This window comes from Hydrogenophaga sp. GW456-12-10-14-TSB4, assembly GCF_059424305.1.
Window position 1 is genome coordinate 1 of record NZ_JBWKZH010000045.1, and the last position, 24,784, is coordinate 24,784.

General features: G+C 69.4%; 22 protein-coding genes. 2 read left to right on the plus strand and 20 right to left on the minus strand.

Features of this window, described 5'->3' with window-relative positions; all coding sequences use genetic code 11:
* Nucleotides 1–1,082: murein transglycosylase A (gene mltA, locus AC07ZS_RS20085; RefSeq protein WP_494800297.1), on the plus strand; the 1,082-nt coding region annotated here is incomplete at its 5' end.
* Here mltA and AC07ZS_RS20090 read toward each other — a convergent pair.
* The 18 genes from AC07ZS_RS20090 to wbaP are packed head-to-tail and all read right to left on the minus strand — an operon-like array spanning nucleotide 1,022 to nucleotide 21,487.
* Nucleotides 1,022–1,489 carry a hypothetical protein gene (locus tag AC07ZS_RS20090; RefSeq protein WP_494800298.1) on the minus strand — a complete coding sequence of 156 codons (468 nt, stop codon included), beginning with the start codon at nucleotides 1,487–1,489 and terminating at the stop codon, nucleotides 1,022–1,024. The genes mltA and AC07ZS_RS20090 overlap by 61 nt on opposite strands.
* A 1-nt stretch (nucleotide 1,490) precedes the next feature.
* Nucleotides 1,491–3,878 carry a GumC family protein gene (locus AC07ZS_RS20095; RefSeq protein ID WP_494800299.1) on the minus strand — a complete coding sequence of 796 codons (2,388 nt, stop codon included), beginning with the start codon at nucleotides 3,876–3,878 and terminating at the stop codon, nucleotides 1,491–1,493.
* A gap of 13 nt (nucleotides 3,879–3,891) precedes the next feature.
* Nucleotides 3,892–4,629 carry a polysaccharide biosynthesis/export family protein gene (locus AC07ZS_RS20100; protein WP_494800300.1) on the minus strand — a complete coding sequence of 246 codons (738 nt, stop codon included), beginning with the start codon at nucleotides 4,627–4,629 and terminating at the stop codon, nucleotides 3,892–3,894.
* Nucleotides 4,626–5,909, minus strand: coding sequence for a glycosyltransferase WbuB (locus tag AC07ZS_RS20105; protein WP_494800301.1), 1,284 nt, complete (start codon nucleotides 5,907–5,909; stop codon nucleotides 4,626–4,628). The genes AC07ZS_RS20100 and AC07ZS_RS20105 overlap by 4 nt, the downstream gene beginning before the upstream one ends.
* On the minus strand, nucleotides 5,906–6,787 hold the full coding sequence (locus tag AC07ZS_RS20110) for a LamG domain-containing protein (protein ID WP_494800302.1): 882 nt from the start codon (nucleotides 6,785–6,787) through the stop codon (nucleotides 5,906–5,908). The genes AC07ZS_RS20105 and AC07ZS_RS20110 overlap by 4 nt, the downstream gene beginning before the upstream one ends.
* A 17-nt stretch (nucleotides 6,788–6,804) precedes the next feature.
* A complete protein-coding gene (locus tag AC07ZS_RS20115) occupies nucleotides 6,805–7,788 on the minus strand; it encodes a glycosyltransferase family 2 protein (protein ID WP_494800303.1) in 984 nt (327 codons plus the stop codon).
* A gap of 10 nt (nucleotides 7,789–7,798) precedes the next feature.
* Complete coding sequence (locus AC07ZS_RS20120) at nucleotides 7,799–8,755, minus strand: nitroreductase family protein (protein WP_494800304.1); 957 nt, start codon at nucleotides 8,753–8,755, stop codon at nucleotides 7,799–7,801.
* Nucleotides 8,748–9,320 carry an LbetaH domain-containing protein gene (locus AC07ZS_RS20125; protein ID WP_494800305.1) on the minus strand — a complete coding sequence of 191 codons (573 nt, stop codon included), beginning with the start codon at nucleotides 9,318–9,320 and terminating at the stop codon, nucleotides 8,748–8,750. Before AC07ZS_RS20125 ends, AC07ZS_RS20120 begins: the two co-directional genes overlap by 8 nt.
* A complete protein-coding gene (locus AC07ZS_RS20130; RefSeq protein WP_494800306.1) occupies nucleotides 9,317–10,468 on the minus strand; it encodes a polysaccharide pyruvyl transferase family protein in 1,152 nt (383 codons plus the stop codon). Before AC07ZS_RS20130 ends, AC07ZS_RS20125 begins: the two co-directional genes overlap by 4 nt.
* The gene (locus AC07ZS_RS20135) at nucleotides 10,465–11,577 is read right to left on the minus strand and encodes a glycosyltransferase (protein WP_494800307.1); all 1,113 of its coding nucleotides are present in this window, start codon (nucleotides 11,575–11,577) and stop codon (nucleotides 10,465–10,467) included. The genes AC07ZS_RS20130 and AC07ZS_RS20135 overlap by 4 nt, the downstream gene beginning before the upstream one ends.
* A 17-nt stretch (nucleotides 11,578–11,594) precedes the next feature.
* Nucleotides 11,595–12,581, minus strand: coding sequence for an acyltransferase family protein (locus tag AC07ZS_RS20140; RefSeq protein WP_494800308.1), 987 nt, complete (start codon nucleotides 12,579–12,581; stop codon nucleotides 11,595–11,597).
* A 1-nt stretch (nucleotide 12,582) separates the two neighbouring features.
* The gene (locus AC07ZS_RS20145) at nucleotides 12,583–13,908 is read right to left on the minus strand and encodes an O-antigen ligase family protein (protein WP_494800309.1); all 1,326 of its coding nucleotides are present in this window, start codon (nucleotides 13,906–13,908) and stop codon (nucleotides 12,583–12,585) included.
* Entirely contained in the window at nucleotides 13,896–14,834 is a 939-nt protein-coding gene (locus AC07ZS_RS20150) for an aldo/keto reductase (protein ID WP_494800310.1), read from the minus strand. Before AC07ZS_RS20150 ends, AC07ZS_RS20145 begins: the two co-directional genes overlap by 13 nt.
* Nucleotides 14,831–16,423, minus strand: coding sequence for a GMC oxidoreductase (locus AC07ZS_RS20155; protein ID WP_494800311.1), 1,593 nt, complete (start codon nucleotides 16,421–16,423; stop codon nucleotides 14,831–14,833). Before AC07ZS_RS20155 ends, AC07ZS_RS20150 begins: the two co-directional genes overlap by 4 nt.
* Nucleotides 16,420–17,742 (minus strand): lipopolysaccharide biosynthesis protein, encoded by a 1,323-nt coding sequence (locus tag AC07ZS_RS20160; protein WP_494800312.1) that lies wholly within the window; start codon nucleotides 17,740–17,742, stop codon nucleotides 16,420–16,422. The genes AC07ZS_RS20155 and AC07ZS_RS20160 overlap by 4 nt, the downstream gene beginning before the upstream one ends.
* 13 nt (nucleotides 17,743–17,755) lie before the next feature.
* Nucleotides 17,756–18,922 carry a GDP-mannose 4,6-dehydratase gene (gene gmd / locus AC07ZS_RS20165; protein ID WP_494800313.1) on the minus strand — a complete coding sequence of 389 codons (1,167 nt, stop codon included), beginning with the start codon at nucleotides 18,920–18,922 and terminating at the stop codon, nucleotides 17,756–17,758.
* A complete protein-coding gene (gene fcl / locus AC07ZS_RS20170) occupies nucleotides 18,919–19,896 on the minus strand; it encodes a GDP-L-fucose synthase (RefSeq protein ID WP_494800314.1) in 978 nt (325 codons plus the stop codon). Before fcl ends, gmd begins: the two co-directional genes overlap by 4 nt.
* A gap of 1 nt (nucleotide 19,897) precedes the next feature.
* Entirely contained in the window at nucleotides 19,898–21,487 is a 1,590-nt protein-coding gene (wbaP, locus tag AC07ZS_RS20175) for an undecaprenyl-phosphate galactose phosphotransferase WbaP (RefSeq protein ID WP_494800315.1), read from the minus strand.
* Nucleotides 21,488–21,826: 339 nt separating this feature from the next.
* On the opposite strand from wbaP, the gene AC07ZS_RS20180 reads away from it, so the two are divergent.
* Nucleotides 21,827–22,255 (plus strand): helix-turn-helix domain-containing protein, encoded by a 429-nt coding sequence (locus tag AC07ZS_RS20180; protein WP_494800316.1) that lies wholly within the window; start codon nucleotides 21,827–21,829, stop codon nucleotides 22,253–22,255.
* A 127-nt stretch (nucleotides 22,256–22,382) separates the two neighbouring features.
* Here AC07ZS_RS20180 and AC07ZS_RS20185 read toward each other — a convergent pair whose 3' ends face one another.
* Together AC07ZS_RS20185 and AC07ZS_RS20190 are read right to left on the minus strand one after the other, a co-directional pair.
* The gene (locus AC07ZS_RS20185) at nucleotides 22,383–22,850 is read right to left on the minus strand and encodes a hypothetical protein (RefSeq protein ID WP_494800317.1); all 468 of its coding nucleotides are present in this window, start codon (nucleotides 22,848–22,850) and stop codon (nucleotides 22,383–22,385) included.
* A 63-nt stretch (nucleotides 22,851–22,913) separates the two neighbouring features.
* A complete protein-coding gene (locus AC07ZS_RS20190) occupies nucleotides 22,914–24,764 on the minus strand; it encodes a carboxypeptidase-like regulatory domain-containing protein (RefSeq protein WP_494800318.1) in 1,851 nt (616 codons plus the stop codon).
* Nucleotides 24,765–24,784 lie beyond the last annotated feature (20 nt).

Consider the following 24,784-nt stretch of genomic DNA (forward strand, 5'->3'; position numbering starts at 1 on the left):
CCTATCCCCCCATGCCCCCCACGGGCACCGGGGTGCCCCCGGTGGTGACGGCGCCCGACGACACGGTGCTGCCGGCCCCGGTGCAGCGCGGCAAGAGCCTCTGGGTGCCGGTGCGCTGGAGCGAGCTGCCCGGCTGGGGGCAGGACAGCCTGCACGAGGTGTGGAATGCCTGGGTGCGCGGCTGCGAGCGGCCGGTGGCCGGCCACGCGGGCCTGTGCGCCGAAGTGCGCCAGCTCTCCATCGGCACCGCCACCGAGCAGCAGGCCTGGGTGATGCGGCGCTTTCTGCCCTACCGCGTCACCGAGCCCGATGGCAGCCTGCCCAGCGGCCTGCTCACCGGTTACTACGAACCCATCATGGCCGCCAGCCGCGTGCCCACCGCCACCTACCGCGTGCCGCTCTTCGGCCCGCCGCCGGGCTTGCGGCCCGGCCAGCCCTGGTACAGCCGCCAGGAGATCGATACCCTGCCTGCCGCGCAGTCGGCCCTGCAGGGCCGCGCCGTGGCCTGGCTGGCCGACCCCATCGACGCATTGATCCTGCAGATCCAGGGCTCGGGCCGCCTGAACCTCGTCGAGGCCGACGGCCGCACGCGCCAGGTGCGCGTGGCCTTCGCGGCGCACAACGGCCACCCCTATCAAAGCGTGGGCCGCTGGCTGCTCGACCAGCGCGCCATCAACGAGGCCTCGTGGTCGGCCATCAAGGCCTGGGCCCTGCAGAACCCGCAGCGCCTCAACGAAATGCTGTGGAGCAACCCTCGCACCGTCTTCTTCCGCGAGGAGGCGCTGTCGGAGCTGGACGCGCGCTTCGGCCCGCGCGGTGCGCAGAACGTGCCGCTCACGCCCGGGCGTTCCATCGCGGTCGATCCGCAGAGCATTCCCTACGGCACGCCGGTGTGGCTGGCGACGCAGGGCCCCACCCTGAACCTGCAGCGGCTGGTGATGGCGCAGGACACCGGTGGCGCCATCCTGGGCGCGGTGCGCGCCGACCTGTTCACCGGCTGGGGCGGGTGGAGCGACGAGGCCTACCTCACGGCGGCGGCGCTCAAGCAGCCACTGCAGCTGTGGGTGCTTTGGCCGCGATGACGCAGTGACAGCAGGTCCCTGGCCAGGTTGACCCGGGTGGCCGCGCCGGTGGGCCAGCGTTCGCCGGCGGCCTCGAAGTCCGGGTGCGTGAGGCGGATCATCAGCCGGTAGTGCTCGCGCAATTGCGCCGGCTCGAAATCCGGCGTCAGCCCCAGCAGGGTGTAGGGGTCCGAGCCCGGGCGCAGCATCACCGTGCGCACGAAGAAGCGCGCCGCGCGGCCCAGCTCGAGGTTGGTCGCGGCGGCGACCGGCAAGCCCTCCACCGCCCGCCCGGCGGCCAGCCGCATCACGCTGTCGATGTGCGCGAACAGCGGGCGCGGCTCGCGCCGCGCCACGGCGTAGCGACCGGGTGCTCGCTCGAAGGCGAGCAGGGCGGGCAGCAGGCGTCTCCCGTCGGGCGGGTTCATTTCAAGCGGTGGACGGGTCCAGGGTGGGCTCGATGCGGGTGCCTGGCGGCAACGCGACCGGGGGCGGGCTGCGCACCGGTGCCGGGCGCGGCGCGGGGGGCGCGCCGTGGCCGTAGTAGGCCGCGTAGGCGTGGTCGTTGTTGTGCTCGTTGCGCGCGTGCGTGAGGACCACGCCCATGGGCGACAGACCCGCCGTGCGCAGGCGGCGAAGCCCGTCCTTCATGCTGTCCTTGCGCGTGCCGCCGGCCTTCACCGCCAGCACGATGTTCGGGATCTGGTTGCCCAGCACGATCGCGTCCGCCAGGCCCAGCAGCGGCGGCCCGTCGATCACGATCTGCGTGTAGCCCAGGGCCTGCGCCTGCTCCAGCAGGGTGCCCAGCCTTGGGCCCATCAGCAGCTCCACCGGGTCCGGCGGTGTGGGGCCGGCCGTGATCACGCCCAGGTTCGCCACCGTGGTGTCCTGGATCGAGCCCGCGATCGCACGGTCGGCCTCCAGCAGGGTGGACAGGCCGCGCTCGTTGGACAGCTTGAGCATCTTGTGCAGGCCGCCCTTGCGCATGTCGGCGTCGATGAGCAGCACCTTCTGGCCCAGCTGGGCGAAGTTGATGGCCAGCGCCAGCGCGGTGGTGCTCTTGCCTTCGCCGGTGCCGCAGCTCGTCACCATGAAGCGCTGGGGCGGGCCCTCGGCCGAGCCGAACTGCAGCACGGTGCGCACGGAGCGGTAGGACTCGGCGAAGGTGCTGCGCGGTTCCCGGTGGGCCAGCAGGGCCACCGGTTCGCGGCGGACCCCGGCGCTGCGGGTGTACGGGATCAGGCCCAGCAGGGGCAGGCGGTACTGGCCCTCGATGTCGTTGACGCTCTTGACCGAATCGTCCATCTGCTCGCGCAGCAGGGCGGCCAGCATGCCCAGGAACAGGCCGAGCAACACGCCGAGCCCGATGTTGACCTTGAGGTTGGGCGCGGCCGGGAAGCGCGGCACCGAGGCCTGGTCGACGATGCTGATGTTGTTGGTGGTGATGCCCGCGGTCACGCTCACTTCGCGCAGGCGCTGCAGCAGGCTGTCGTACACCTGCCGGTTGGTGTCGAGCTCGCGGCTGAGCAGGTTCATGTCCACGCTGCGGTCCTGCACGGTGAGCACCTCGCTGCGGCTGGCGGCCACCTTGTTCTTGAGCTGCTCCTCGGCCTTCACGGCGGCCATGTACTGGCCCTGGATGCTGGACAGGATGTTGTTCACCTCGGTCTTGATGCGGCCGTCGAGCTCGGCGATCTGGGCCCGCGCCTGCACCATGGCGGGGTAGTCCGGCTTGAACACGCTGCGGTTCTTGGCGTAGTCGGCTTCCAGCCGGGCGCGCTGCTCCTTGTAGGCGCGGATCGCCTCGTTGACCACCGCCTGCGGCGCGCTTTCGGGGTTGAGCCGGACCTGGTTGTACAGGGTCTCGGCCTTGATGCGCTCTTGCTGCGCGTGGGTCAGCGCGGTCGAGAAGTCCACGAAGGTCTGGGTGGTGGCGCTGCCCTTGTCGCCCAGGTTCAGGATCTGGTTCTTCTTGGCGTACTCGTTGATGACGCGCTCGCTGTCTTCCAGCTTGGTTTTGCTCTGGCGGATCTGTTCCTCCAGGAACTGGCGCGCATAGACCGACGATTCCAGCCGGCGCTCGATGTGCATGGCGATGAAGGTCTTGGCCATGGTGTTGGCGATGGCGGCGGCCAGCGCCGGGTCGGCGTTGCGCACGCCGATCTGCACCAGGCGCGAGTTGCGCACCGGCTCCACGGTGACCGCCTGCTGGAACTGCGCCACCGTGGCCGCCCGGCTGAGCGAATCGGGGGCGGGCGGTGCCGGGGCGATCAGCGCGTGCAACTGGCTCCACGCCTGGCGGCCCACGGCCGCGGCCTGGTCCATCAGCCCGCTGCTGGCCGCCGAGGCGGCCTCGGGTGCGAGCGGTTCGGGTGCGGTGCTCATGCCACCAGGCTTGTGCAGGCCCATTTCATCGATCACGCGCTCGGCCAGGCTGCGGCTCTTGAGCAGCTCGACCTGGGTGCGCAATTGCAGCTGATCGGACAGCGGGCCCTCTTCCACCTCGACCTCGGTGTTGAAGCCCACCACCTTCTGCGCCGCGCGGTCGATCTGCAGCATGGCCGAGCTCTGGTACTCCGGCGTGATGCTCAGCGTGTACGCGCCGGCCGCCAGGGAGCACAAGGCGGCGATGCCCAGGATGGTCCCCTTGCGCCGCACCATCGCGCGGTAGATGGTGCGCAGGTCGAGGCGGTCCTCGGTCAGCGCGATGGTTTCGCCGCGGGAACGCGACCGCTCGGACGGGCCGGCCTCGCGGTACAGGCTCGGTGCGTCCCGTGGGTCCGGGACGTAGGGCAGGTGGTGTTGGTCGGTGGTCATGGCGGATCTCCCGTCACTTGAAGGGGTTGAGCGTGCTCAGGATGTCGCTGAAGAGCGAATCCCTCAGCGCGGTGCGCCGGGCATTGCGCTGGACCACGATCACGTCGTCCGATCGGATGTTCGGGTCTTTCTCCTGGCCGGCACGCACCTTGTCGAGGTCGTAGGTGAACTGCTCGCGCGCGCCGGCTTGCCCCTGGCGGTAGACGACGATCTGGTTGATGTCGGCATAGGGGGCGAAACCGCCCGACAGGGCCAGGGCGCGCAGCAGCGTGAGCTGGCCCGTCATCGGGTAGATGCCGGGGCGGATCACCGCGCCCTCGATGGCCACGCGCTGCGTGGTGAACTCCTTGATGAAGAGCGAGACCTGCGGGTCCTGCAGGTACTTCTCCTTGTACCTGGTGGCGATGCGGTCTGCCGCCGCTTTCGCGGTGAGGCCCGCCACCGGCACCTGGCCGATGAGCGGCAGCGAGATCTCGCCCGAGGCGTTCACGCGCACGTCGCGTTTCATGTCGGGCACGCCGAACACGTCGAACTCCATCAGGTCGTTGGCGGTGATCTGGTAGTCGGCGCCCGCGGTGGACGGCGCGGCCAGTGGTGCGCCCATGGCCTCGGCACTCGACGCGCTGCGTGCCACCACGGGGTGGGCCAGGGTGCCGGTCGGTGCTTCGGGGGTTTGCGCGTGCAGCGGCAGGGCGATGGCGAGGGCCAGCAGGCCCATGAAGCCCAGGTACTGGGTGGGGGTGGTTTTCATCGTGTCACTCCTTGCTGTTGTGGCGCCGGTGAATCGTGCAGCGCGCTGTCGCCCGGCACCAGGGCTTGCAGCTGCGTTTCAAAGCGGCGCAGGATCGTGTCCTGGCTCAGTTCGGCTTCGGCGTAACGACGGCCCTGGGCGCCCAGCGCGGCGCGGCGCGCCGGGTCGGCGGCCAGTGCGCGCAGGGCCTCGGCCATGGCGGTGGGGTTCTCGGGCGGCACGACCACGCCGCAGGCCGCGTCGTGCTCGACCACGCGGCACAGCTCGGTGTCGGCCCGCGCGGTGGCGAGCACGGCGCGCCCGCTGGCCAGCATGCCGGTGAGCTTGGAAGGCATCACCAGGTCGGCCGCGTCGGCGCGCTGCGGCAGCAGGTGCACATCGGCGAGGCCCAGCCAATCGCTCAGCCGCTCCAGCGGTTGCAGGTCCAGAAAGCGCACGTTGGACAGGTCCGCGCAGCGCGCCTGCAGATCGGCCTTGCCGGAGCCGTCGCCGCCGATCACGAGCTGGATGCGCGGGTCGTCCTGCACCAGGCGGGCCACGTCGGCGAGGATGTCGAGGCCTTGCTTGTTGCCCATGTTGCCGGCGTACAGCGCCACCACGGCATCGGGCGCGAGCCCGAGCTCGGCGCGGTAGGGGCTGGGCGCGGCCAGCGGCGCGATGCCGCCGATGTCGACCCAGTTGGGGAAGTGCACGGCGCGCTGGGCCTCCACGCCCTTGCCGCGCGCGCGCTCGACCATGCGGCCCGAGAGGGTGGAGACGCGGTCGAAGCGGCGCATCAGCCAGCGCTCGGCGCGCTCCACCCAGCGGCGCAGCGTGCCGCCCTGGATGAGGCCGAGGTCGAATGCGGCGTCGACCTCGTAGTCCTGGATGTGAAGCCAGCTCTTGGCACCGCGCAGCGAGGCGAAGGCCACGGCGGCGGGTGCGCACATCAGAGGCGGCTCCACCACCCACACCACGTCGGGCTTCCAGCGCCATTGCGCGATCAGCACCGGCAGGCTGCTGAGCGCGAAGCTGCCCAGGTGCAGCAGGCGCTTGAGACCGCCCGGCCGTTGCGGCACCCACAGCGGCGTGCGGAACACGCGCACGCCGTGCCAGGTCTCGCGGCGGTAGCGGTCGGCGCGGTGGCCCTCGCCGACCTGCCAGGCCGGGTAGTAGGGCGGCGCGGTGATGGCGCGCACGTCGTGCCCGGCCTCGGCCAGCCAGCGCGCCATCTCACCGGTGTACTTGCCGATGCCGGTGAGCTCGGGCGCGAAGTTGATGCCATAGATCAGGATCTTCATGGCTTCCCCTTGGCCTTGGCTGTCGGCGCGGCCTCGCTCGAGAACGCGCGCACGCCCATGAACTTCGTCTGGTAGTCGTTGACGTTCTTGCGGCTCTGCGACGACACGATCAGGTAGAAGTTCTGCCGGCGCGCGATCTCGGGCACATAGGGCGCGGTGGCTTCGAGCACCTGCTGGCCGTTGACCCACCAGCGCACGGTGAGCGTGGCGGGGTCGTACGACACGCCGAACACGTTGGGGCGCGTGCGGTCCAGCGGCACTTTCGAGGTCGGGTTGGGGTTCTGGATCTTCTTGTAGTTGGGGTAGATGCCGGTCCACGAGATGGCGGTGTGGTGGCCGCCCGGGCCGAAGCCGCCTTCGTCGATGTCGAGCTCGAACCAGCGCTCGAAGCTCCTGGGGTCGCCTTCGTACACGTCTTCCATGCGCAGGTTGTGCTCGATCGGCATGAGCCAGATGGCGGGGAAGTTGTCCGGGTGGGTGTTCGAGAGCACGGTCTGGGCTTCGATGTAGAACGGCCGGTTGCCCGCGAGCAGGGGGAAGCCGCCCGGGGTCGCATCGGTCTTCACGGTGGTGAGCAAGGCGCCGCGCTTGATCACCACACCGTCCTGCGCCGTGTCGTACATGCTGGGGCTCTTCGCGCCGATGGCGTAGAAGCCGGCGTAGTACTTCTTCCCGTCGGCGCGGCCGGTGAAGTCGACGTCTTCGACGCGCGGGCAGTCGCGAAAGAGCGGCTGCGTCGCACCCACCTGTTGGGCGCCGGGCGGCACCGACGCGTCCTGGCAGATCAGCGCGTCCTCACTCTGTGCCCATGCGGAGGCCGACACGAACAGGCTGGCCAGCAGCCAGGCGCGCGACGGGGTGAAGGAGGTGCTGCGCATGGGGTTCCTTTCGTTCTTCAGGGCCGCGTGGCCAAGGGGCGCGGCGGGACATCCGGGCGCGGTGCCTCCGGCGGGGGTGCTGGCGGCTGCGCCACCAGGCGGTGGCCGGTGAGCCGGCTCAGCTCCGCGCAGATGAGGGCTTTGTCCTGCAGGTGGGCCACGGCGCGCTCCAGCTCCATCACCTTCGCGCCGACCAGGAAGCGGTACCAGCAGCCCTGGAGGAAGTGGTAGACCAGGCCGCTGCGGCCGTCGAGGAAACCGAGCTGGACGATGTAGCGCCACAGGAAGTACAGGGTGGCGCTGACGGTGAAGGGAATGCGGTTGTAGATGCGTTCCTTCACCCAGCGTTTGAGTGCGGCCTGGGTCGAGGCGCTGTGCGCGTTGAGCGCCTCGTCGCGTGCGAACAGGTGCAGGCGCTGGTTCAGGACCTCGATGGCTTCGCGCGTGGCGTACTTGTTGTGCTTGTCGGTGAAGTAGCCCAGGTCGTGCAGGTTGTGGTCGGCGAAGCCCCCGTCGAAGGTGACGGTGCGACCGCCCCAGACCACCATGTGCTCGTCCATCCAGCGGTCTTCGATGCGGCCGTGCCCATGGCGCCACAGGCGCAGCATCACGAGCGGGTAGCGCCCGCCGTGGCGCACCCAGCGGTCCATGAAGATGTGTTTGCGCTTGAAGTTGATGCCCACCACATCGGCCGGCAGGCCGGGCAGCTCGGAGGCGATGCGCTGGGCCAGGTCGGGCTCGATGATCTCGTCGGCGTCCAGGCGCAGCACCCATTCGCCGCGGATGTCGAGCGTGTCGAGCGCCCACTGGAACTGTTTGGCCTGGTTGATGAAAGCGTGGGTGTGGACCTCGGCGCCGAGTTCGCGGGCGATGTCGCGCGTGTCGTCGTTGGAGCCGGAGTCGACCACGCAGATCTGATCGGCGAACGGCCAGATGGAGCGGATCGCGCGCTCGATGTGGATCGCTTCGTTGTAGGTCAGGATGATGGCGGTGATGCGCATGGCACTCTCCTCACGCGTGCAGCGTGGCGATTTCGGCCGGCGGTCTTCTCGGCGAGAAGGCCACGCGGGTCTGGGGTGCGATGGGTTCGCCGAAGGCGATCATCATGATCAGCCGCTCGCCCGCGGGGATGCCCCCCACCCGGCGGATCGCGGACTCGGTCTTGTGGTCGATGGCGAGGTTGAGCGGGCAGGCTCCCCAGCCCATGGAGCGGCAGGCGAACATCAGGCACATCGCGAACAGCGCGCCGTCCACATAGGCCTGGTTGCGCTGGCCGGGGCCACCCCAGGCGCAGATCTCGGAACTCACCACGAACAGGTTGCCCACCGTGGGCGCAAAGCCGCGCGAACCGCCTTGCAGGGCCAGCAGTTCCTGGATGCGCGCGCGGTCCTGATAGACGTGCACGCGAGAGGCCTGGCGGTTGCACTGCGAGGGCGCCTGCTGGGCCTGCGCGATGGCCTCGACGATGCGCTCGCTGGCCAGCGGCGTGGGCCGCATCGCGCGGATGCTCGAGCGGCTGGCCAGCAGGTGCGGCAGGTCTTCGGGCATCTGCCCCTGAAAGAAGACTTCGCGCGTGCCTCCCTTCCACGGCCGCGGGACCCTGGCCTCCCAGGCCTTCAGGAAGGCCGTGATCTCATCGAGCAAGGGGTCGGTCAGGCCGGCCTTCGCGTGGAAGTCGGCATAGGCCTCCAGCGCACCCAGGGACATGTGGGCCGGCACCGTCGAATGGGCGATGTCGTAGTGCGACAGCGCGTTCATGACGAAGCGGATCTTGTCCTTGCCGAACAGCGGCTTGGGATCCGGCAGCGACAGGCCCTTCTCGATGGTGTGGGCCTCGATGAGGATTTTGTAGAACGCGCGCTTGGACTTGTCCACGAACGGCGAATACGAGTTGAAGCGCAGGAACAGCACGGCATCGCGCATCGCCTCGCTGAAGATGCCGGTGACCTTGAGCAGTTTGCTAAGCATGGCGGTGCTCCCTCACCACGCGGTCCTTGATCTTCCGGCAAGGATGGCCGGCGCAGACGGACCAGGCCGGCATCTCCTTGAGCACCACCGATCGCGCCCCGATGACGGCCCCTTCCCGGATCACCACGTTGGGATGCACAAAGCTCTCGGCCGCGATCCACACGTGGTCCTCGATCGCGATGGGACCGGTGATCAGCGGGCGGGACAGGGAGCGGATGTCGTGCGAGCCGGCGCACAGGAAGCTGCGCTGGCTGACCGCGACCTTGGAGCCGATGGTGATGCGGTCCATGCTGTAGCAGTCCACGCCATCGCCCAGGGCGGAGAACTCGCCCATGACCAGGTTCCACGGCGCCCAGACGCGGCACGACGGCGCGATGCGGCAACCGGTGCCGATCCGGGCCCCGAACGAGCGCAGCAGGAAGCGCCGCCACCCATGCAGGGCCCAGCGCGGTGTGGGCCGGAACGCGAGCAGCCACACCACTTCCCACGCCCAGCGCCGCAGCTTGTCCGAGGCGGTGAACCGGTTGCGGTACCGAAGGGAACCGAAGTCGCTCATGGGGTTCATGGGGTCACCGCCTTCAGTTGCCCGCTCAGGAACTCGTTGCCGGCCTGCCGCAGGTCCGCCAGACGCCGGTCCACCGCGGCCCAGTCGATCTCCGCGGTCATCAGGGCTTCGGTGTTGTCCGCCGAGAACGACGGTGCAAAGCGACTTTCCAGACCGACGGCCCGCAGCAGGTGGAGGGCTCGGGCATTGGCCGTCGCCTTGTCGCCGGTCAGCCCGGCCACGATGAAGGGCTTCTTGAACAACAGCGAGAACACGGTGCCGTGGAAGGAGTTGGTCACGACAAAGCGGGCGTTCTTCACCAGGGCCACCCACTCGGCCGGATCGGGGTAGACCGTCTGGCCGATCTCGACCCAGCGCCGGTGCGGGTTGTGCGGCGAGAGGATGGGGCAGCCCAGCTGGCTGGCCACGAGCTCGGCCGTCTGGCGGATGTTGTCGGGCGAGCGCAGCCCGTAGCAGAAGAGGTACGGGTCGGCGACGGGGTCGGTGGGCGCCGGGTCGGTCAGCTCCGCGTAGTTGTTGAGCAGCAGGGTCGGGTCGGGCACGTTGGCGGGCCGCTGCCCGGTGGTCCGCTCGACCAGCGTGACCCCGGAGGCTTCGCGCACCGAAATGGCGTCGAAGTTGTGCAGCAGCTCGGGCAGCTGCGCGGCCTCGTCCGAGGACACGCGGTCGCGGCCGAAACTGGCGGCGTACGAGATCTTGCGGGCCCGGAACGACTGGGCGAAGGCCAGGAAGTAGTTCGGGTCGAACCCGAAATGCTGGGACGGGCTCCAGATCTGGTCGCTGCCCGCCACGATCAGGTCGTAGGCCTGCGCCGCGGCCAGCGAGGCGCCGTTGTCTGCGGGTGCGGCATCGGACGGGATGCCCAGGAAGTGTTCCCGGAAGCGGACGAATTTTTCCCGCTGGCCCCGGTGGCCGAAGTGCTGGTGCAGGAACGAAGACACCGCCAGGTAGACCACCTTCAGGTCGGCCTTGAGCTTCGCGCGCGACGTGGGCACGCAGAGCCGGCCGCCGTGTTCGATGTGCGCGGGCCGGTAGTCGATGAAGCTGGCGCGGTGGCCCCGCTCCGTCAGCCAGCGGCGCAAGGCGTAGGCCTGCAGCGCGGCACCGTAGTTGTCGCTGAAATGGAAGGTGAGAATGCCGATGTTCATTGGGACACCTCCGGTTTCCATGGGCGGTTGGCCGGCTCGGATGCCAGCAGGCGCAAGACGTTCTTTTGAAAGCGGGCGGCCACCGCGGCCCCACCCAGGCGGGCCGACTCGGCGGCGGCCAGCGAGGCGCGGTTCCAGTGGAAGTCCTGGCAGAAGCTTTGCAGGCGCTCGCGCAGCGAGCGGGCGTCACCGGCCTCGAAGACGTAACCGTTGCGGCCGTTCTCGATCAGGTCGCTGGCGCCGCAGCGGTTGCTGCAGATCACCGGGGTGCCCACCATCAAGGCCTCGTTGACCACCGCGCCCCAGCCGTCGAAGCGGCTGGGCAGCACCAGCACGTCGGCCGTGGCCATGGCCGCGACGGTTTCGGCGTTGGGCATGCCCGGCGAGAAGCGCACCCGTTCGGCGATGCCGAGTTCCCGGGCGAGCTGCTGGAGCGGTTGTTCTTCCGGCCCCTTTCCGATGAGGCGCAGGCGGGCCGCGGGCGCGGCGAGCTGGCTGAAAGCCTGCAGCAGCAGATCCACCCGCTTGCGCGGAATCAGCTGGCCCACGTACAGGATCTCCGGGTGCTCGCGCTGCGCGGGCGCAGGCGGCACCGGCGTGCGGTCCACCACGTGCTCGAAGGGCACGATGTGCGCCCGGGGGTAACCGCAGGCCGCGAAGAAGCGCGCGCCGCCGTAGCGGCCCGAATGGCCGATGCAGAACACGCCGCTCAGGTGGCGCCGGTAGCGCAGCGCGTCCCAGGTGTAGGCCAGCCAGCGGGGCAGCAGGCGCGCGCCCGGTTCGTAGCGGTTTTCGGTCATCAGGAAGCGGTGCACCGGGGCGCCCAGGCTGGCCTGGAAGGCGGTCAGCGGCAGCGCGAAACCGCGCAGGCCGAAGAACACCTGCACCGAGCCGGGCAGCGTGGCCAGTTCGGCGATCTGCGCCGGCGTGGGCGCCAGGTGCACCCGCACCCGGCCGGTGTCGGGCACCGGGTAGCCGCGCTCGCGGTAGTAGGCAGGCAGGTCCTGCGTCACGCACCAGTGCACGGTGTGGCCGGGCTGTTCGGCCAGGGCCCGGATGTACGCGGCCTGGTGGAACATCAGGTAGGAATGCCAGAAGACGTAGGTCATGTCGGTGCTTCAGGTGATCAGACGGGCACGGGGGGCAGCAGGCGCGAGACGCCGTTGACCATGCGGTTGGAGAGCCATTGCGTGAGGACGGAGAACACCACCAGCGGCACCAGGGCCAGCGGCAGCAGCACGGCGTGGCTGTAGGGGTAGTTCTGCGCCTCCAGCCAGTGGATCCACGCGGTCTGCGTGAGATAGATCTCCAGCGTGAGGCCGGCCAGCAGCGCGATGGCCGGGAAGAAGGGCATGGCGCGCAGGGGCCGGACCACCGTGTCGGCCGCCAGCACCTGGTAGCTGAAGAAGATGATGGGATAGAGCAGGACGTGGAAGACGAACTGCAGCTGGCCCAGGTCGAAGCGGAACACGGTGAGCTTGGCGACCAGGAACGCCAGCAGCGACAGCACCAGGCCCGCGATGGCCGCCAGGCTCAGCTCGGGCGTGAGCCGCAGGCGCGCGACCAGGCAGCCCATGAGGGTGATGCCGAAGTAGTTGATCCACTTGAAGTAGTCGTCGCCTTCGACGACGAAGCGGCTCAGATCGAGCTGGCTGTAGAAGACGGCGTAGGGGATCAGCAGCAGGCCCATGGCGATGGCGATGCCGCGCGCTGGCAGGCGGGCCAGGTAGAAGATCGGCACGTAGAACGCCATCACGGCCGAGATGAACCAGAACGGCGTGGGCCAGACGAAGGTCTTCACCAGGTCGGCCGGGCTGGCGATGTCGATCATGCCGACCGCGAGCATCACGCAGGCCACCAGGATGGCCGCCGGATACAGGCGCAGCACGCGCTTGCGCAGGTACGCCAGCAGCGACAGCTCGGCGCCGCCCGACCCACCGGCGTTCAGGCTCATGGTCAGCCCGAAGCCGGAGAGAAAGAAGAACAGCGCGTTGCCGATGGCCCCGCCGGTGGCGATGCGCGGGTCCGGCACGAAGGCGTCCAGGTGCGACAGGGTGATCAGGCACGTGGCCATGAACAGCATCAGCGTGGTGTCGGTGGGTCTGCGGGTCATTTCAAGCTCCCATCCTGGGTTCCTGACGCGACGTCAGGTGAGAGAAGGTCTCGCGACCGGGCGCCAGCGGGCCACGGGCGCGCGGGCGGAACTCGGGCGGGCGCCGGGTCTGTGGGATCGGGCGGGCGATGGCGATGGGGTGCAGGTTGAGCTGCAGCACCAGCACGAAGATCCAGAGCGAAAACGGATTGCCCACGCCGATCAGGTAGCGGTTGAAGATGGACTGGGCGAGGATGAAGACCACCATCAGCCCGGCGAGGAACAGCTGGTAGCGGGCATGGCCCGGGCGCAGGCCGTGGGTCAGGGCGCGGCAGGCCGTGACCACGAAGGTGAGCAGGATGAGCGTGCCGAACACGAGGCCGTGTTCCAGCGCCAGGTTGATGTAGGAACTCTCCACCGGGAAGCCGATGAGTTCGGGCAGCGCCGAGCGGATGCCGGTGCCGGTGAGCATGCGCACGCCGTCGGAGAAGATCAGCTCGATGCCCGCGCGCCAGATGTCGGTGCGCCCGGTTGCACCGGAGTCCACGCCCCGCGTGGGCGACTCCAGGTCGAGGATGAGGGTGAGGTAGGCCTGGATGTCGGCCCACTTGAAGACCACGAACGCCAGCGCGGCGATCGCCGCCAGCACCAGGCTCAGGCGCGAGCGGGCCGAGCCGCGCAGGGCGATCAGGATGACGCCGGTGGCGCCCGCGACGGCCAGGGCCAGCATGCCCGCGCGCGCCGACGCGGCCAGCAGCACACACAGGCACAGACCCACCATGGCCAGCGCGAAGGCCTTCTGCAGGTTGCGCGGCGCGGCCAGGAAGCGCTGGAAGAACAGCAGCGCGCCACCGCCGTACACGAGACCGCTCAGGTTGGGGTGCATGCCCAGGGGCTGGTAGCGGACCAGCCCGAGGCCGTACTCCACATTGCCCGTGAGAGACGCCAGGAGATCCTGGTGTTCGAGCAGCAGCACCGAGGCCACCAGCGCCACATAGGCCCAGCGGAACACGGCGATGAGCTCGCCCGCCGTGCGGTGCCGCACCAGCATCGACATGCCCACCAGCACCAGCAGCAGCATGGCGCCGTACAGGGTGGAGAGCACGTTGCCGGTGAACCAGGCCACCAGCATGGCGAACAGGAAGGCGGTGCCGAAGATCCATTCCACCAGGCTGATGCGAACGCGCTGGGTGTCGCCCGAGAGCACGGAGAAGAAGGCGGCCATCAGCAACAGGCTGATGGCGCCCATTTGCGCGGCCTGCAGCGCCGGGCCTTCGTAGTACCAGCCCGTGAGGTAGATCGAGGCGCCCAGGAGCCAGCGCGAGAGCTGCGTGTTCAGGGCGCGCATGGGACACCCGCAGGGGCGAAGGCCGCGTGGAGGTTCTGCATCGCGGGCCGCCAGTCGGGCGAGGCCGTGATGTGCCGCAGCTGCTCGACCGTGGTGACCAGGCGGCGCGGCTCGTTGGTCGACAGGAGCAGGCGGGTGTTGAAGCGGGCCAGCGCATAGGCCAGTGCCAGCGAGCCGCTCGCGCTGGCCGGCTCCGTGCCGCGAGGCAACAGGCTGGCCAGCTGCTCGGTGAGGCGGCGGTCGAGCGCCATGGCCTGCTGCACGGCGGGCGCGGTGAAGCGCAGGGCGCCGTGCAGCACATCGGAGGGGTCGACCGTGGTCCACGTGGCGTCGGGTGGCGGGCAGCGGTACTGCAGCACCGAGCCGAAGCGCACCAGCTGGTACAGCGGGTCGCCGGTGGAGCTGCCGTAGGCGCCCAGGCGCCCTGTGTCGACGTAGCGCTCGAACAGCGCTTCCAGGGGCGCGAGCGCGTGGTGGCTGCGGGCCTCGTGCAACAGCAGGAAGTCCACGCGATCGCGCTGCAGCTGCTGCAGGCTGGTCTCGAACGATTGGGCGACGAAGCCGGCGTCGAGGTTGCTCGGCGCCGCGCGCCGCGTCATGCCTTGGAGAACGGCCTGGCGCAGCCCCGGCACCCAGCGCGCCAGCGGCTTGACCACTGCGCGCGCCTTCTGCATCAGCCCCGGGGACGCGGGGCGCGCAAGGCCGACCTTGGTGGCGACCAGCACGTTCTCCTGCCGGCCCTTGAGCGCATCGCCCAGCACGGACTCGGACGACCCCAGGCCATAGGGCGGCGCGGTGTCGAAGTAGCGGATGCCCAGGTCCAGCGCGGCGTGGATCAGGCGCAGCGAGGTGGCCTTGTCGCGACCGCCCTTGAGGCGGCCACAGCCAAAGCCGAGCCTGCCCGTGAGCAGATCGGGGGTGTTCATGTCGAGGCCTCCTGGCGCAACTGCTCGGCCAGCCGGGCCGTGAGGGCCATGGCGGTGAACGTGGGGTTGGCGTAGCTGGAGGTGCGGAACACCGCGGCCCCGGCCACATAGAGGTTGTGGGTGCCGAACACGCGCAAGTCGCGGTCGACCACGCCGTCGCGCGGGTGGTGGCCCATGCGGGCACCGCCGCACTGGTGGTAGGTGTCGGTGGCGCGGTCGAGCGCGCGCGTGTCTTCGTCGGCGAGCAGCGCGTCGATCTCCACGCGGGCCAGTCCCGCCGCCTGCAGGCTGTCGCCGATGCGGCGCATGAAGGCGGCCATGGCGCGCAGCTCGGGCTGGCCGCCGATGCGCCAGTCCAGCGCGGCCAGCGGCATGCCGAAGCGGTCCTTGCGCTCGGGGTCGAGGGTGATGCGGCTGTCGTGCCGGGGCAGCTGTTCGGCGTGCATGACGAGCCAGACGCCGCGGTCGGCCGGGTTGTGGATGCGGTGGTGCCGCAGGTACTGCACGATCATCGGCAGCCAGGCGCTGCCCATGCCCCGCAGGTGGCGCAGCAGCTCGCCCAGGCCCTGGCGCGGCAGGGCACCGCGCATCAGCGAGCGGGCCATCACCTTGAGGTGCTGCAGGTGTTCGGCGATGCTGGACTCGAACGCGAAGTAGCCGGTGACCTGGAGCGCCGGGTCGGCGCCGATGCCGGCCGCGCCGGTGGCCAGCCGCAGCTTGGGCTGGTACTTGTGGCCGCCCAGCACGATGTTCTGGAAGGTGCGCAGGAAGCGGGGCTTGTCCAGCAGGTGCACGCGGCCGCCGCGCATCTCGAGGTGGTCCTGGAAGCCGCCGCCGACCCAGGGGTTGCCGATCCAGGGTGCCTGGGGCTGCTCGGCCGCGCAGGCCAGCAGCAGGCGGGCGATCTCGATGGTGCCGTTGGCCAGCACGACGCGCTGGCCGGCGACGGCGGTGAGGCTGCCGTCGGGCCGTGCCACGCGGACCGTGCTGACGCGCTCGCCATCGGGCGACAGGTCCAGGCCCGTGACATGGGCGTGCAGCAGCACGGTGAGGTTCGGCGCGTTCTGCAGGCGCTCGCGGAAGTGCCGCGCCATGGCGGGTTCCTTGAGCCAGCGCGTGAGGAACAGCGTGAACCCGGGAATCTCGGGGTATCCGCCGCCGAAGAGCTTGCGGGCCTGGGGCGTGTCTTCGTCGAGCGCATCGGCCAGGCGCAGCTCTTTCGCCACCGCTTCGTACCAGGGCAGCAGGTCTTCGTAGCGGATGGGCCAGGGCGCGTCGGACACGCCTTCTCGGGCCTCGAAGTCGGCCGGCACGAAGCCGGTGAGCTGGCCGCCCCAGAGGTTGGAGGTACCGCCCAGGGCACGCCCGCGCGCCACGGCGATGCCGCTGTGGGCCCGGCCGACGACGGTGGCGTCGTTGAGGGCCTGGGCCGGCGTCTCGAAGCCGCCGCCGCCGCTTTCCAGCACCACGACGCGCTGGCCCTGGCGCTCCAGCAACACCGCCAGCAGCAGGGCCACCGTGCCGCCGCCGACGATGACGACGTCGTGCGCGGTGTCCGGCGGCGGGGTGTGGTTCAGGTCGATGATCATGCGGCGACCTTCGGCGTGCGCAGGCGGCGCACGGCGCGCGTGGCGGTGAACCACACCAGGGCCTCGCCCAGCAACATGGCGCCCACCACGCCGGCCATGCCGGCCTGGCGCCAGGCCAGCCAGGCCACGCCGAGCGAGATCACGGCGGCGGCCACGCTCTGCCAGGCCAGGCCGCCGTGTCGGTTGATGGACATGAGCACGACGCGCGGGACCTGGGTGGCCGAGCACACGCCGGCGTAGAGCAGGAACAGCGCCATGCTGGTGGCGGTGAAGGGGATGTGGCCGTGGGTCCAGACCTCCAGCAGCGTGGGCGCGGCGCCGTACACCAGCAGCGCGCCTGCCGCGGCGATGAGCAGGCCCAGGCGGTTGGCCCGGCGGTAGAGCTTCCAGAAAGCGCCGTCGTCCTTCTGGCCGCGCAGGGCGGTGAGTTCGGGCCAGAGCGGGTTGCTCAGGGCGTTGGTGACCTGCACCACGATGCGGGCGATGGTGCGGTAGGTGTTGAACACGGCGGTGGCGGCGGGGCCCAGGGTGGCCGCCACGAGCAGGGTGAAGCCTTGCAGGCTCAGCGCGTTGGTCAGCGAGAGCGAGAGGAACAGCAGGCCCGGCGCCGCGGCCTGCCGGATGTCGGCCCGGCTGGCGCGCCGCACACCCCAGCGCAGGAAATCGGTGCGCCGCTGGCTCAGCCAGACGCTCCACACGGTGTAGCCCAGGCGCGCCAGCAGCGCCGAGGCGGCGACGCCGATGAAGGTCTGCGTGAGCACCAGGCCGGCCAGGCCGCCCGCCCACTCGACCAGGCGGCCGGTGGTGACCAGGTAGGTGCCTGCGGCGTAGCCACCGGTGGCCTTGTAGACCACCTCGGCCAGGCTGCAGAAAAGCCCGAGCACCACGCTGAAGGACAGCAGCATGAGCACCGCCTTCCAGTGCGGGATCTGCAGCACGCCGGCCGGCAGCAGCCACAGCACGGCGCCGACGGTGAGCAGCACCAGCAGCGAGGCCGACGACAGAAAGGCGACCGCACTCTGGAACACATCGGCCGCGCGCGCCTTCTGGCCTTGCGCGATCAGGCCGATCATCTGGTTGCTCGAGGCCGTGGAGATGCCGGCATCGGCCAGCGAGAGGTAGAACGGCAGCGCGGTCAAGGCCAGCCAGGTGCCGTAGGTGGCCATGTCCCAGTAATGCAGGAACAGCGGCAGCGCCACCAGCTGGGTGCCGATGCTGACCGCCTGCGCATAGCCGTACGCGCCCGCGCCCGAGGCGATGCGCCGGGCAATCGACGAGAGACCGAGGGTCGGCGTGGGCAAGGGGTGTGGGACAGACATTGGCGTGGGGCGTTCAGTGTTCGCTGGACACCGCAATGGCGTAACCGTGGTGCTTGAGCAGGGCGTGGCGCTGTGCGTCGGCGAGGTCGGAGACCACCATCTCCGCCACCATGTCCTGCAGCGTGATGTGGGGCACCCAGCCCAGCGTCTGCTTGGCCTTGGCGGGGTCGCCCAGCAGGGTCTCCACTTCGGTGGGGCGGAAGTAGCGCGGGTCCACCTTCACGATCACCTGGCCCGGTTTCAGCGCCGGGGCCTTGTCGCCCTCGACGGCCTGCACGACGGCGCGTTCGTTCACGCCTTCGCCCTCGAAGCGCAGGGTGATGCCCAGTTCCTTCGCGGCCATCTCGATGAACTGGCGCACGCTGTATTGCACGCCGGTGGCGATGACGAAGTCTTCGGCCTGCTGCTGTTGCAGCATCATCCATTGCATGCGCACGTAGTCCTTGGCGTGGCCCCAGTCGCGCAGCGAATCCAGGTTGCCCATGTAGAGGCAGCCTTCCAGGCCCTGCGCGATGTTGGCCAGGCCGCGCGTGATCTTTCGGGTGACGAAGGTTTCGCCGCGGCGCGGGGATTCGTGGTTGAACAGGATGCCGTTGCAGGCGTACATGCCGTAGGCCTCGCGGTAGTTCACCACGATCCAGTAGGCGTAGAGCTTGGCCACGGCGTAGGGGCTGCGCGGGTAGAAGGGCGTGCTTTCCTTCTGCGGGATCTCCTGCACCAGGCCGTAGAGCTCGGAGGTGCTGGCCTGGTAGAAGCGGGTCTTCTTCTGCAGCCCGAGGATGCGGATCGCTTCGAGCAGGCGCAGCGTGCCCAGGCCGTCCACATCGGCGGTGTATTCCGGGCTCTCGAAGCTTACGGCCACGTGGCTCTGCGCGCCGAGGTTGTAGACCTCGTCGGGCTGGGTCTCCTGCACGATGCGGATCAGGTTGCTGGTGTCGCTCAGGTCGCCGTAGTGCAGGTGGAAGCGCGCGTTGTCGATGTGCGGGTCCTGGTAGATGTGGTCCACGCGCTGGGTGTTGAACTGGCTGCTGCGGCGTTTGATGCCGTGCACGATGTAGCCCTTGTCGAGCAGCAGTTCGGCGAGGTAGGAGCCGTCCTGCCCGGTGACGCCGGTGATGAGGGCGACCTTGGGCGGGTGGTGGGGCATGGGCGGGTTGGTGGTCATGGTGTCGGGTGTCATAGAACGGCTTGTTGCAGGAAGTCCTGGTAGGTCAGGGCCAGCCCGGCGGGGAGATCGACCTTGGCCTGCCAGCCCAGGCTGTGCAGGCGGCTGCTGTCCATCAGCTTGCGGGGCGTGCCGTCGGGTTTGCTGGCGTCGAAGCTGATGTCGCCGTCGAAGCCGGTGACATGGGCGACGCGGTGGGCGAGTTCGGCGATGGTCATGTCCGACCCGGAGCCCACGTTGATGTGGCTGAGCATGGGCTGCGTGTGTTGCTCGTACCGGGCCTTGGGCAGGTTCATCACGTGCACGCAGGCGGTGGCCATGTCGTCCACATACAGGAACTCGCGCATGGGTTTGCCGCTGCCCCAGATGGCGACCTTGGGCACCCCGGACTGCCGGGCCTGGTGGAAGCGGCGGATCAAGGCGGGGATGACGTGGCTGTTTTCGGGGTGGTAGTTGTCGCCCGGGCCGTAGAGGTTGGTGGGCATGACGCTGCGGTAGTCCACGCCGTGGCTGGCGCCGAACTGGCGGTTGTAGCTTTCGCAGAGCTTGATGCCGGCGATCTTGGCCACGGCGTAGGGCTCGTTGGTGGCTTCGAGCGGCGCGGTAAGCAAGGCCTGCTCGCTCATGGGCTGTTCGGCGAGCTTGGGGTAGATGCAACTGGAGCCAAGGAACAGCAGCTTGCGCACGCCGTTGCAGAAGGCAGCCTCGATCACGTTGGCCGCGATCATGAGGTTCTGGTAGATGAAGTCGGCGGGGAACACGCTGTTGGCGTGGATGCCGCCCACCTTGGCCGCCGCGAGGTAAACCTGTTGCGGCTTGGTGCGCGCGAAGAAGGCGCGAACCGCGGCCTGGTCGGTCAGGTTGAGCTCGGTGTGGGTGCGTGTGACGATGTGGCTGGCGGGGTGGCCGGCGGCGCGCAGCTGGCGCACGATGGCCGAACCGACCATGCCGCGGTGGCCGGCGACGTAAATGGTTTCAGGGGTGTTCATTTCAGCAGGCTCCTTCTTGTCGGAGGACCACGCGCACGGTGCGCAGCATGATCACGAGGTCGTACCAGAGCGACCAGTTGCGCACGTACCAGAGGTCCATGTTGATGCGGTGCTGGAACGTGCTGGTGCTGCGGCCGCTGATCTGCCAGAGGCCGGTGATGCCGGGGCGGGCCTTGCCGTAGGCGGCGATGCTCTTGCCGTAGTCGCCCAGCTCGCGCGCCAGCAGCGGGCGAGGCCCGACCAGGCTCATCTCGCCGCGCAGCACGTTGATGAGCTGGGGCAGTTCGTCGATGCTGGTGCGGCGGATGAGGCGGCCGATCTTGGTGATGCGGGGGTCGTTGGCGAGCTTGAAATTGCTGGCCAGGTACTGCACGTAGAGTTTTTCGTTCTCGGTTTTCCAGCGCTCCAGGGCGCCGTCGGCGTCCATCACCATGCTGCGGAACTTGATGAAGTCGAACAGCTGGCCGTCCACGCCCACGCGCTTCTGCACGAAGAACACCGGACCGGCGTCGTCCTGCTTGATGCGCCACGCGACCCAGGCAAACAGCGGTGCCAGCAGGGCCAGCAGGGTGACGGAGCCGACGATGTCGAGCGCGCGCTTGAGCACCTGCGGGCCGCGCCGGTTGAGGTTGTTGCGGGCCCGCAGCAGCAGCACGTCGTGGCTGAAGAAGTGCGAGACCTCCATGCCGTAGATGGGCAGACCGCCGAGCGCGGGCACCATGACCAGGTCGTCGCGCGTGAGCATGAGTTCCTGCGCGAGTTCGCGCAGCCAGGCGTTGTCCCGGATGCCGAGCACGCCCACCAGCTGGTAGGGGCTGGGTTGGGCAAGGTACTGGCGCACGCCCGGGGTCAGCGCGGTGGGCGCGGCCACCTGTTCGCCCCCGAGCTTGACCAGCCTTGCGCCGGGTTCAGGGCAGACGACGGCCACGGGCTGATAACCGAGCAAGGGTTCGCTGGCCAGTGCCGCAGCGGCTTTCTCCACGTCGTCGGGGTGGCCGATGAGCACGTAGGGCTGGGCCAACAGGCCGGCGCGCAGCAGGTGGGTGCGCACCACCAGGCGCGCCAGCGGCAGGCAGATGAGCACCAGGCCCCAGGTCGCGCCGGTCCACAGGCGCGAGAGGGGCCACTTGGCCAGGTAGATGACCATGGCGTCGAGCAGCGCCGCGAGCACGATGACCTGGATCAGTTGGCGCGTCTCGTCCCACCAGGGCTTGCGTCGGTGGGCGCTGTAGTGACCCTGCACGGTCCACATCCAGGTCATCATGGCCAGCGCGATGGCCGCGAAGAGGATGAGGCGCAGGTGGCCGTTGGCGGCCCACCAGACATTCATGGCCTGTCCGAGCGTGACGTCGCCGCGCAGCCAGGTCGGCAGTCGTCCGGCGACAAAACAGAGCCAGAGCACGCTCAGGTCGGTGAGCACCAGCCAGGCTTTGACTTTCTGCTGGCGCTGCGTGAGGTCGGCCCAGGGCGCCAGGTTGCGGGCGAGGTCGTGCTCGTTGTAGAGCGGGACGACGACACCCGGCTGCTCGACGCCCGGCTGCTCTTTCGCGAGCGGTGGCCTCTTGAGCGAATGGATGCGCGCGCGGGCCATGTCAGCGCCCGCGTTCGATGTAGTGGGTCAAGGCGCGGACACCAGGCCGGTGCATGGCATGCACTTGCATGGCGCGCGAAAACATGAGGTGGCTGAAGCACGACATCGTTGGACTCCCTGCGTTCGTTGGTCATGCGCGGGCCTTCCGCCCTGCGCTCGCCTTTTCTTTGTAGGGCACGAAAAAGCGCGAGATGTAACGAGCTTTGAGTTAAGCCACGAGGCTTGTGTAGGACTGAACCTTGCTTCGTGGCGAGGTCGAACGGCGTGAGAGGGGTGTGCGCCTGAATTGATGGAACTTATGTTTTCGGGCGGACTCCGACAGCGCCAGGAGGTGAAGCAATGCGAGTGGCCGAGGCGATCGAGCTGGATGCAAAAACCGAGCGTGCCTTGCGCACGCTGTCCCAGGGACGGCGGGTCGAGGCCCGCGTGAAGCAGCGCGCCAGCGTCATCCTGCTGGCCGCGCAAGGCTGGCAGAACAAGGACATCGCCGACGAGGTCAAGCTCGACCGGCGGCAGGTGGCCTTGTGGCGGCGGCGCTTCATCGAAGGCGGCCTCGAGGTCTTGCTGCAGGACGCCCCGCGGTCGGGGCGCACACCGAGCGTGACCTCGGCGGTCGAGTCCTGCATCGTGAACACCACGCTGTACGAGCAACCGGCCACGGCCGCGCAATGGAGCACGCGCACGCTGGCCTCGTACCTGGGCCTGGGCGCCACGACCGTCCGCCGGGTGTGGCAGCGCAACGGCATCAAACCGCACGTGCCGGAGTGATCAGGTCATAAGTGCAGACCAAAATGGCGCAGTGCAGCAATTGGCCTGCTGAATGGGCCTTTTCACGCGGACGAGGGGTTTACATCCCGAAACCCGTTTTCGTGGACCAGCGGCCACGACGAACGGTTCAGATGGCCGAAATGTCGGTCTGCACCGGCCAGTGCAGGGCGTCGACCCGGCGGTCGCCGGTGCCGAAGCGGTGCTGCAGCAGCACGGTGTAGTGTCCCGGGCGGGTGCCGCAGAGCCGGTAGCCGTCGGCCACCGGGCTGAGCTGCATGTCGCTTTGTGGGGCGGCCTGCAGCTCCCATGTGCCGAGTTGGGGCGCGGCGCGGCGCAGGGAAACACAGAACCCGCGTTTCATGTTGGACTGCACCACCAGGCGCTGCTCGGCGCTGGCCTCGCCGGTGGCGGAGGTCTCGAGCTGCCGGGGGTGGCTGTTCTCCAGCACGCGCATGACGGGCGGGATGATGATGCGGAAGTCCAGCGCGGCGCCGGCCGAGCCCTCGCGCACCAGCACGCTTTCGCCGATGCTGGTCGCAGGGACCAGCAACAGGGCGCAGGCGGCCAGGGCGGGGAGGACTCGGTGGGAGGTCATGACCCACTATCGGCCCCCGTTTCAGGAACTTGAATCCCAAGATAAGAAGGGGATATCCCCCGCTTATTCGCTGCGCTGCACCGGAAGGCTGACGGAGGCGCTTTCCCGCAGGCGCACGTCCACCTTGGCCTGGCCCTGGTCCACCACGTTCCAGGGCAGGGGCAGCGTCTCGCCGCGCACGCTCACCGTGCGCGGGCCGCCGGCCACGAAGGGGAATTCGAAGCGGCCCTGGCTGTCGGTGCGCACGGCGTAGCGGTTGTCCAGGTACACGGTGACGTTGGGCACGCCCTGCTCGCTGGCTTCCTGGGTGCCGCTGCGGTTGGCGTCGAAGTACACCGTGCCGACGATGCGCCCGCCGCCGTCGGAGGCCCGGCCGCCCAGCGGCACGTTGCGGCTGCCGGCCTCCAGCTCGTAGCGCAGCACGGCGTAGAAGGAGCGGTCCGACTCGGGAATGACGATGGCCAGCGGTGGCGCCAGCGGGTCCAGCGAGGGGTTGAAGCGGCTGCGGCCGGTGGAGCGGTTGTAGTTGGCCTCCAGGCTCCAGCGCGGGTCGATGCGCCAGTGGCCGCCCAGGTTCAGGCTGTGGCGCGACTGGCCGGTGTCGCTGTGTTCGGTGTTGAGGTTGCCGCGCAGGCTGGCCTTGTTGGTGATGGGCGCGGACACGCTGAGCGCGGCGCTCCAGACCGATTCGGACGGGCGGCCCTGGTAGGCGTCGTATCGGCCGGTGCCCAGGCTGGTGGAGACCGCCCAGCTCTGCGGCACCAGCCATTCCTGGTCCCAGGTCAGCCAGCGCGAGTTGGCTTCGTTGTCGCTGTGCACGAACTCCAGGCGCAGGCCGCTGTTGCCCCAGCCGTTCTGGAAGCGCCAGTCGCCGTAGGTGCTCCAGGCGTCGCCGTCGAAGCGGCGCACCGTGGTGCCGGCGCCCAGGGTGTGGTCGCGGTTGAGGCGCCAGCGCGCCGAGCCGGTGGCGAAGAAGCCGCTGCCGCTGCGCCCGCTGATCGAGTCGAGCCAGTCCACCGAGCCTTCGGCCGACCACTGGCGGGTGCGCCAGCTGGTGCGCGCGTAGGCGCCCACGAGGTCGTTGGCCAGCGGCAGGTTGGCCCAGCTCAGGTCCTGCTCGAGCCGGTAGGCGCCCAGGCCGTGGCGGCGCGGGCCGTCGTCCCACTCGCCATCGATCCAGAAGCCGTTGCGCGCGCCGTTCACGTTGCTGGCCTGCGTGCGCAGCACCTGGCCCTGCATGCGGTGCTCGGCGCCTTCGTGCCGCAGCGCCAGCAGGGTGGAGTTGGCGTCGACGATGTCGCCGGCCTGCAGCGGCACGTCCAGGTTGGAGACCTTGCGCGCGTCCTCGTGCTGCACGGCGAGCGCCCAGCCGCGGTTCGAGAGCGGGTTCGCCTCGTCCGCGCCGAGGCGCCACTGGCCGCCGAAGGTGGTGCGCTGGCCCGGCAGCTTGCGAAAGCCGTTGGCGGGCAGGAAGTCCAGCCGCCCGGGTTCGCCCGTGCTGGCCTGCAGCTGCAGGCCGGCGCCGGGGTTCTCCCATTCGGTGCTGATGCCCTGCACGATCGCCGAAGGCAGGTAGATGCGCGCGGGCAACCGCAGGATGCCGGGCGCGGGCGGGTTGATCACGCCCAGTTCGTTGCTCATCAGCCAGCCGCCGGACAGCGGCATCGCGCGCTGGCGCAGCGTGAGCGTGCCGCTGCTGTCGCTGGGGGCGTAGGTGCCGTCGATGGACAGCGTGCCGTGGTTGGGGGTCTCCAGCAGGCCGTAGATGCCGTAGCCGATGCGGGTCTTGCGCGCGGTGTCGAAGGGCTGGGTGCCCAGGCGGGTTTCCAGGCGCAGGAAGCGCGGCCAGCCCTGGCGGTCGTAGGCGTAGGCCTCGGCATCTTCCGTGGGTTCGGGCGGCAGGCCTTCAATCACCCGGTCTTCGTAGGCGGGGG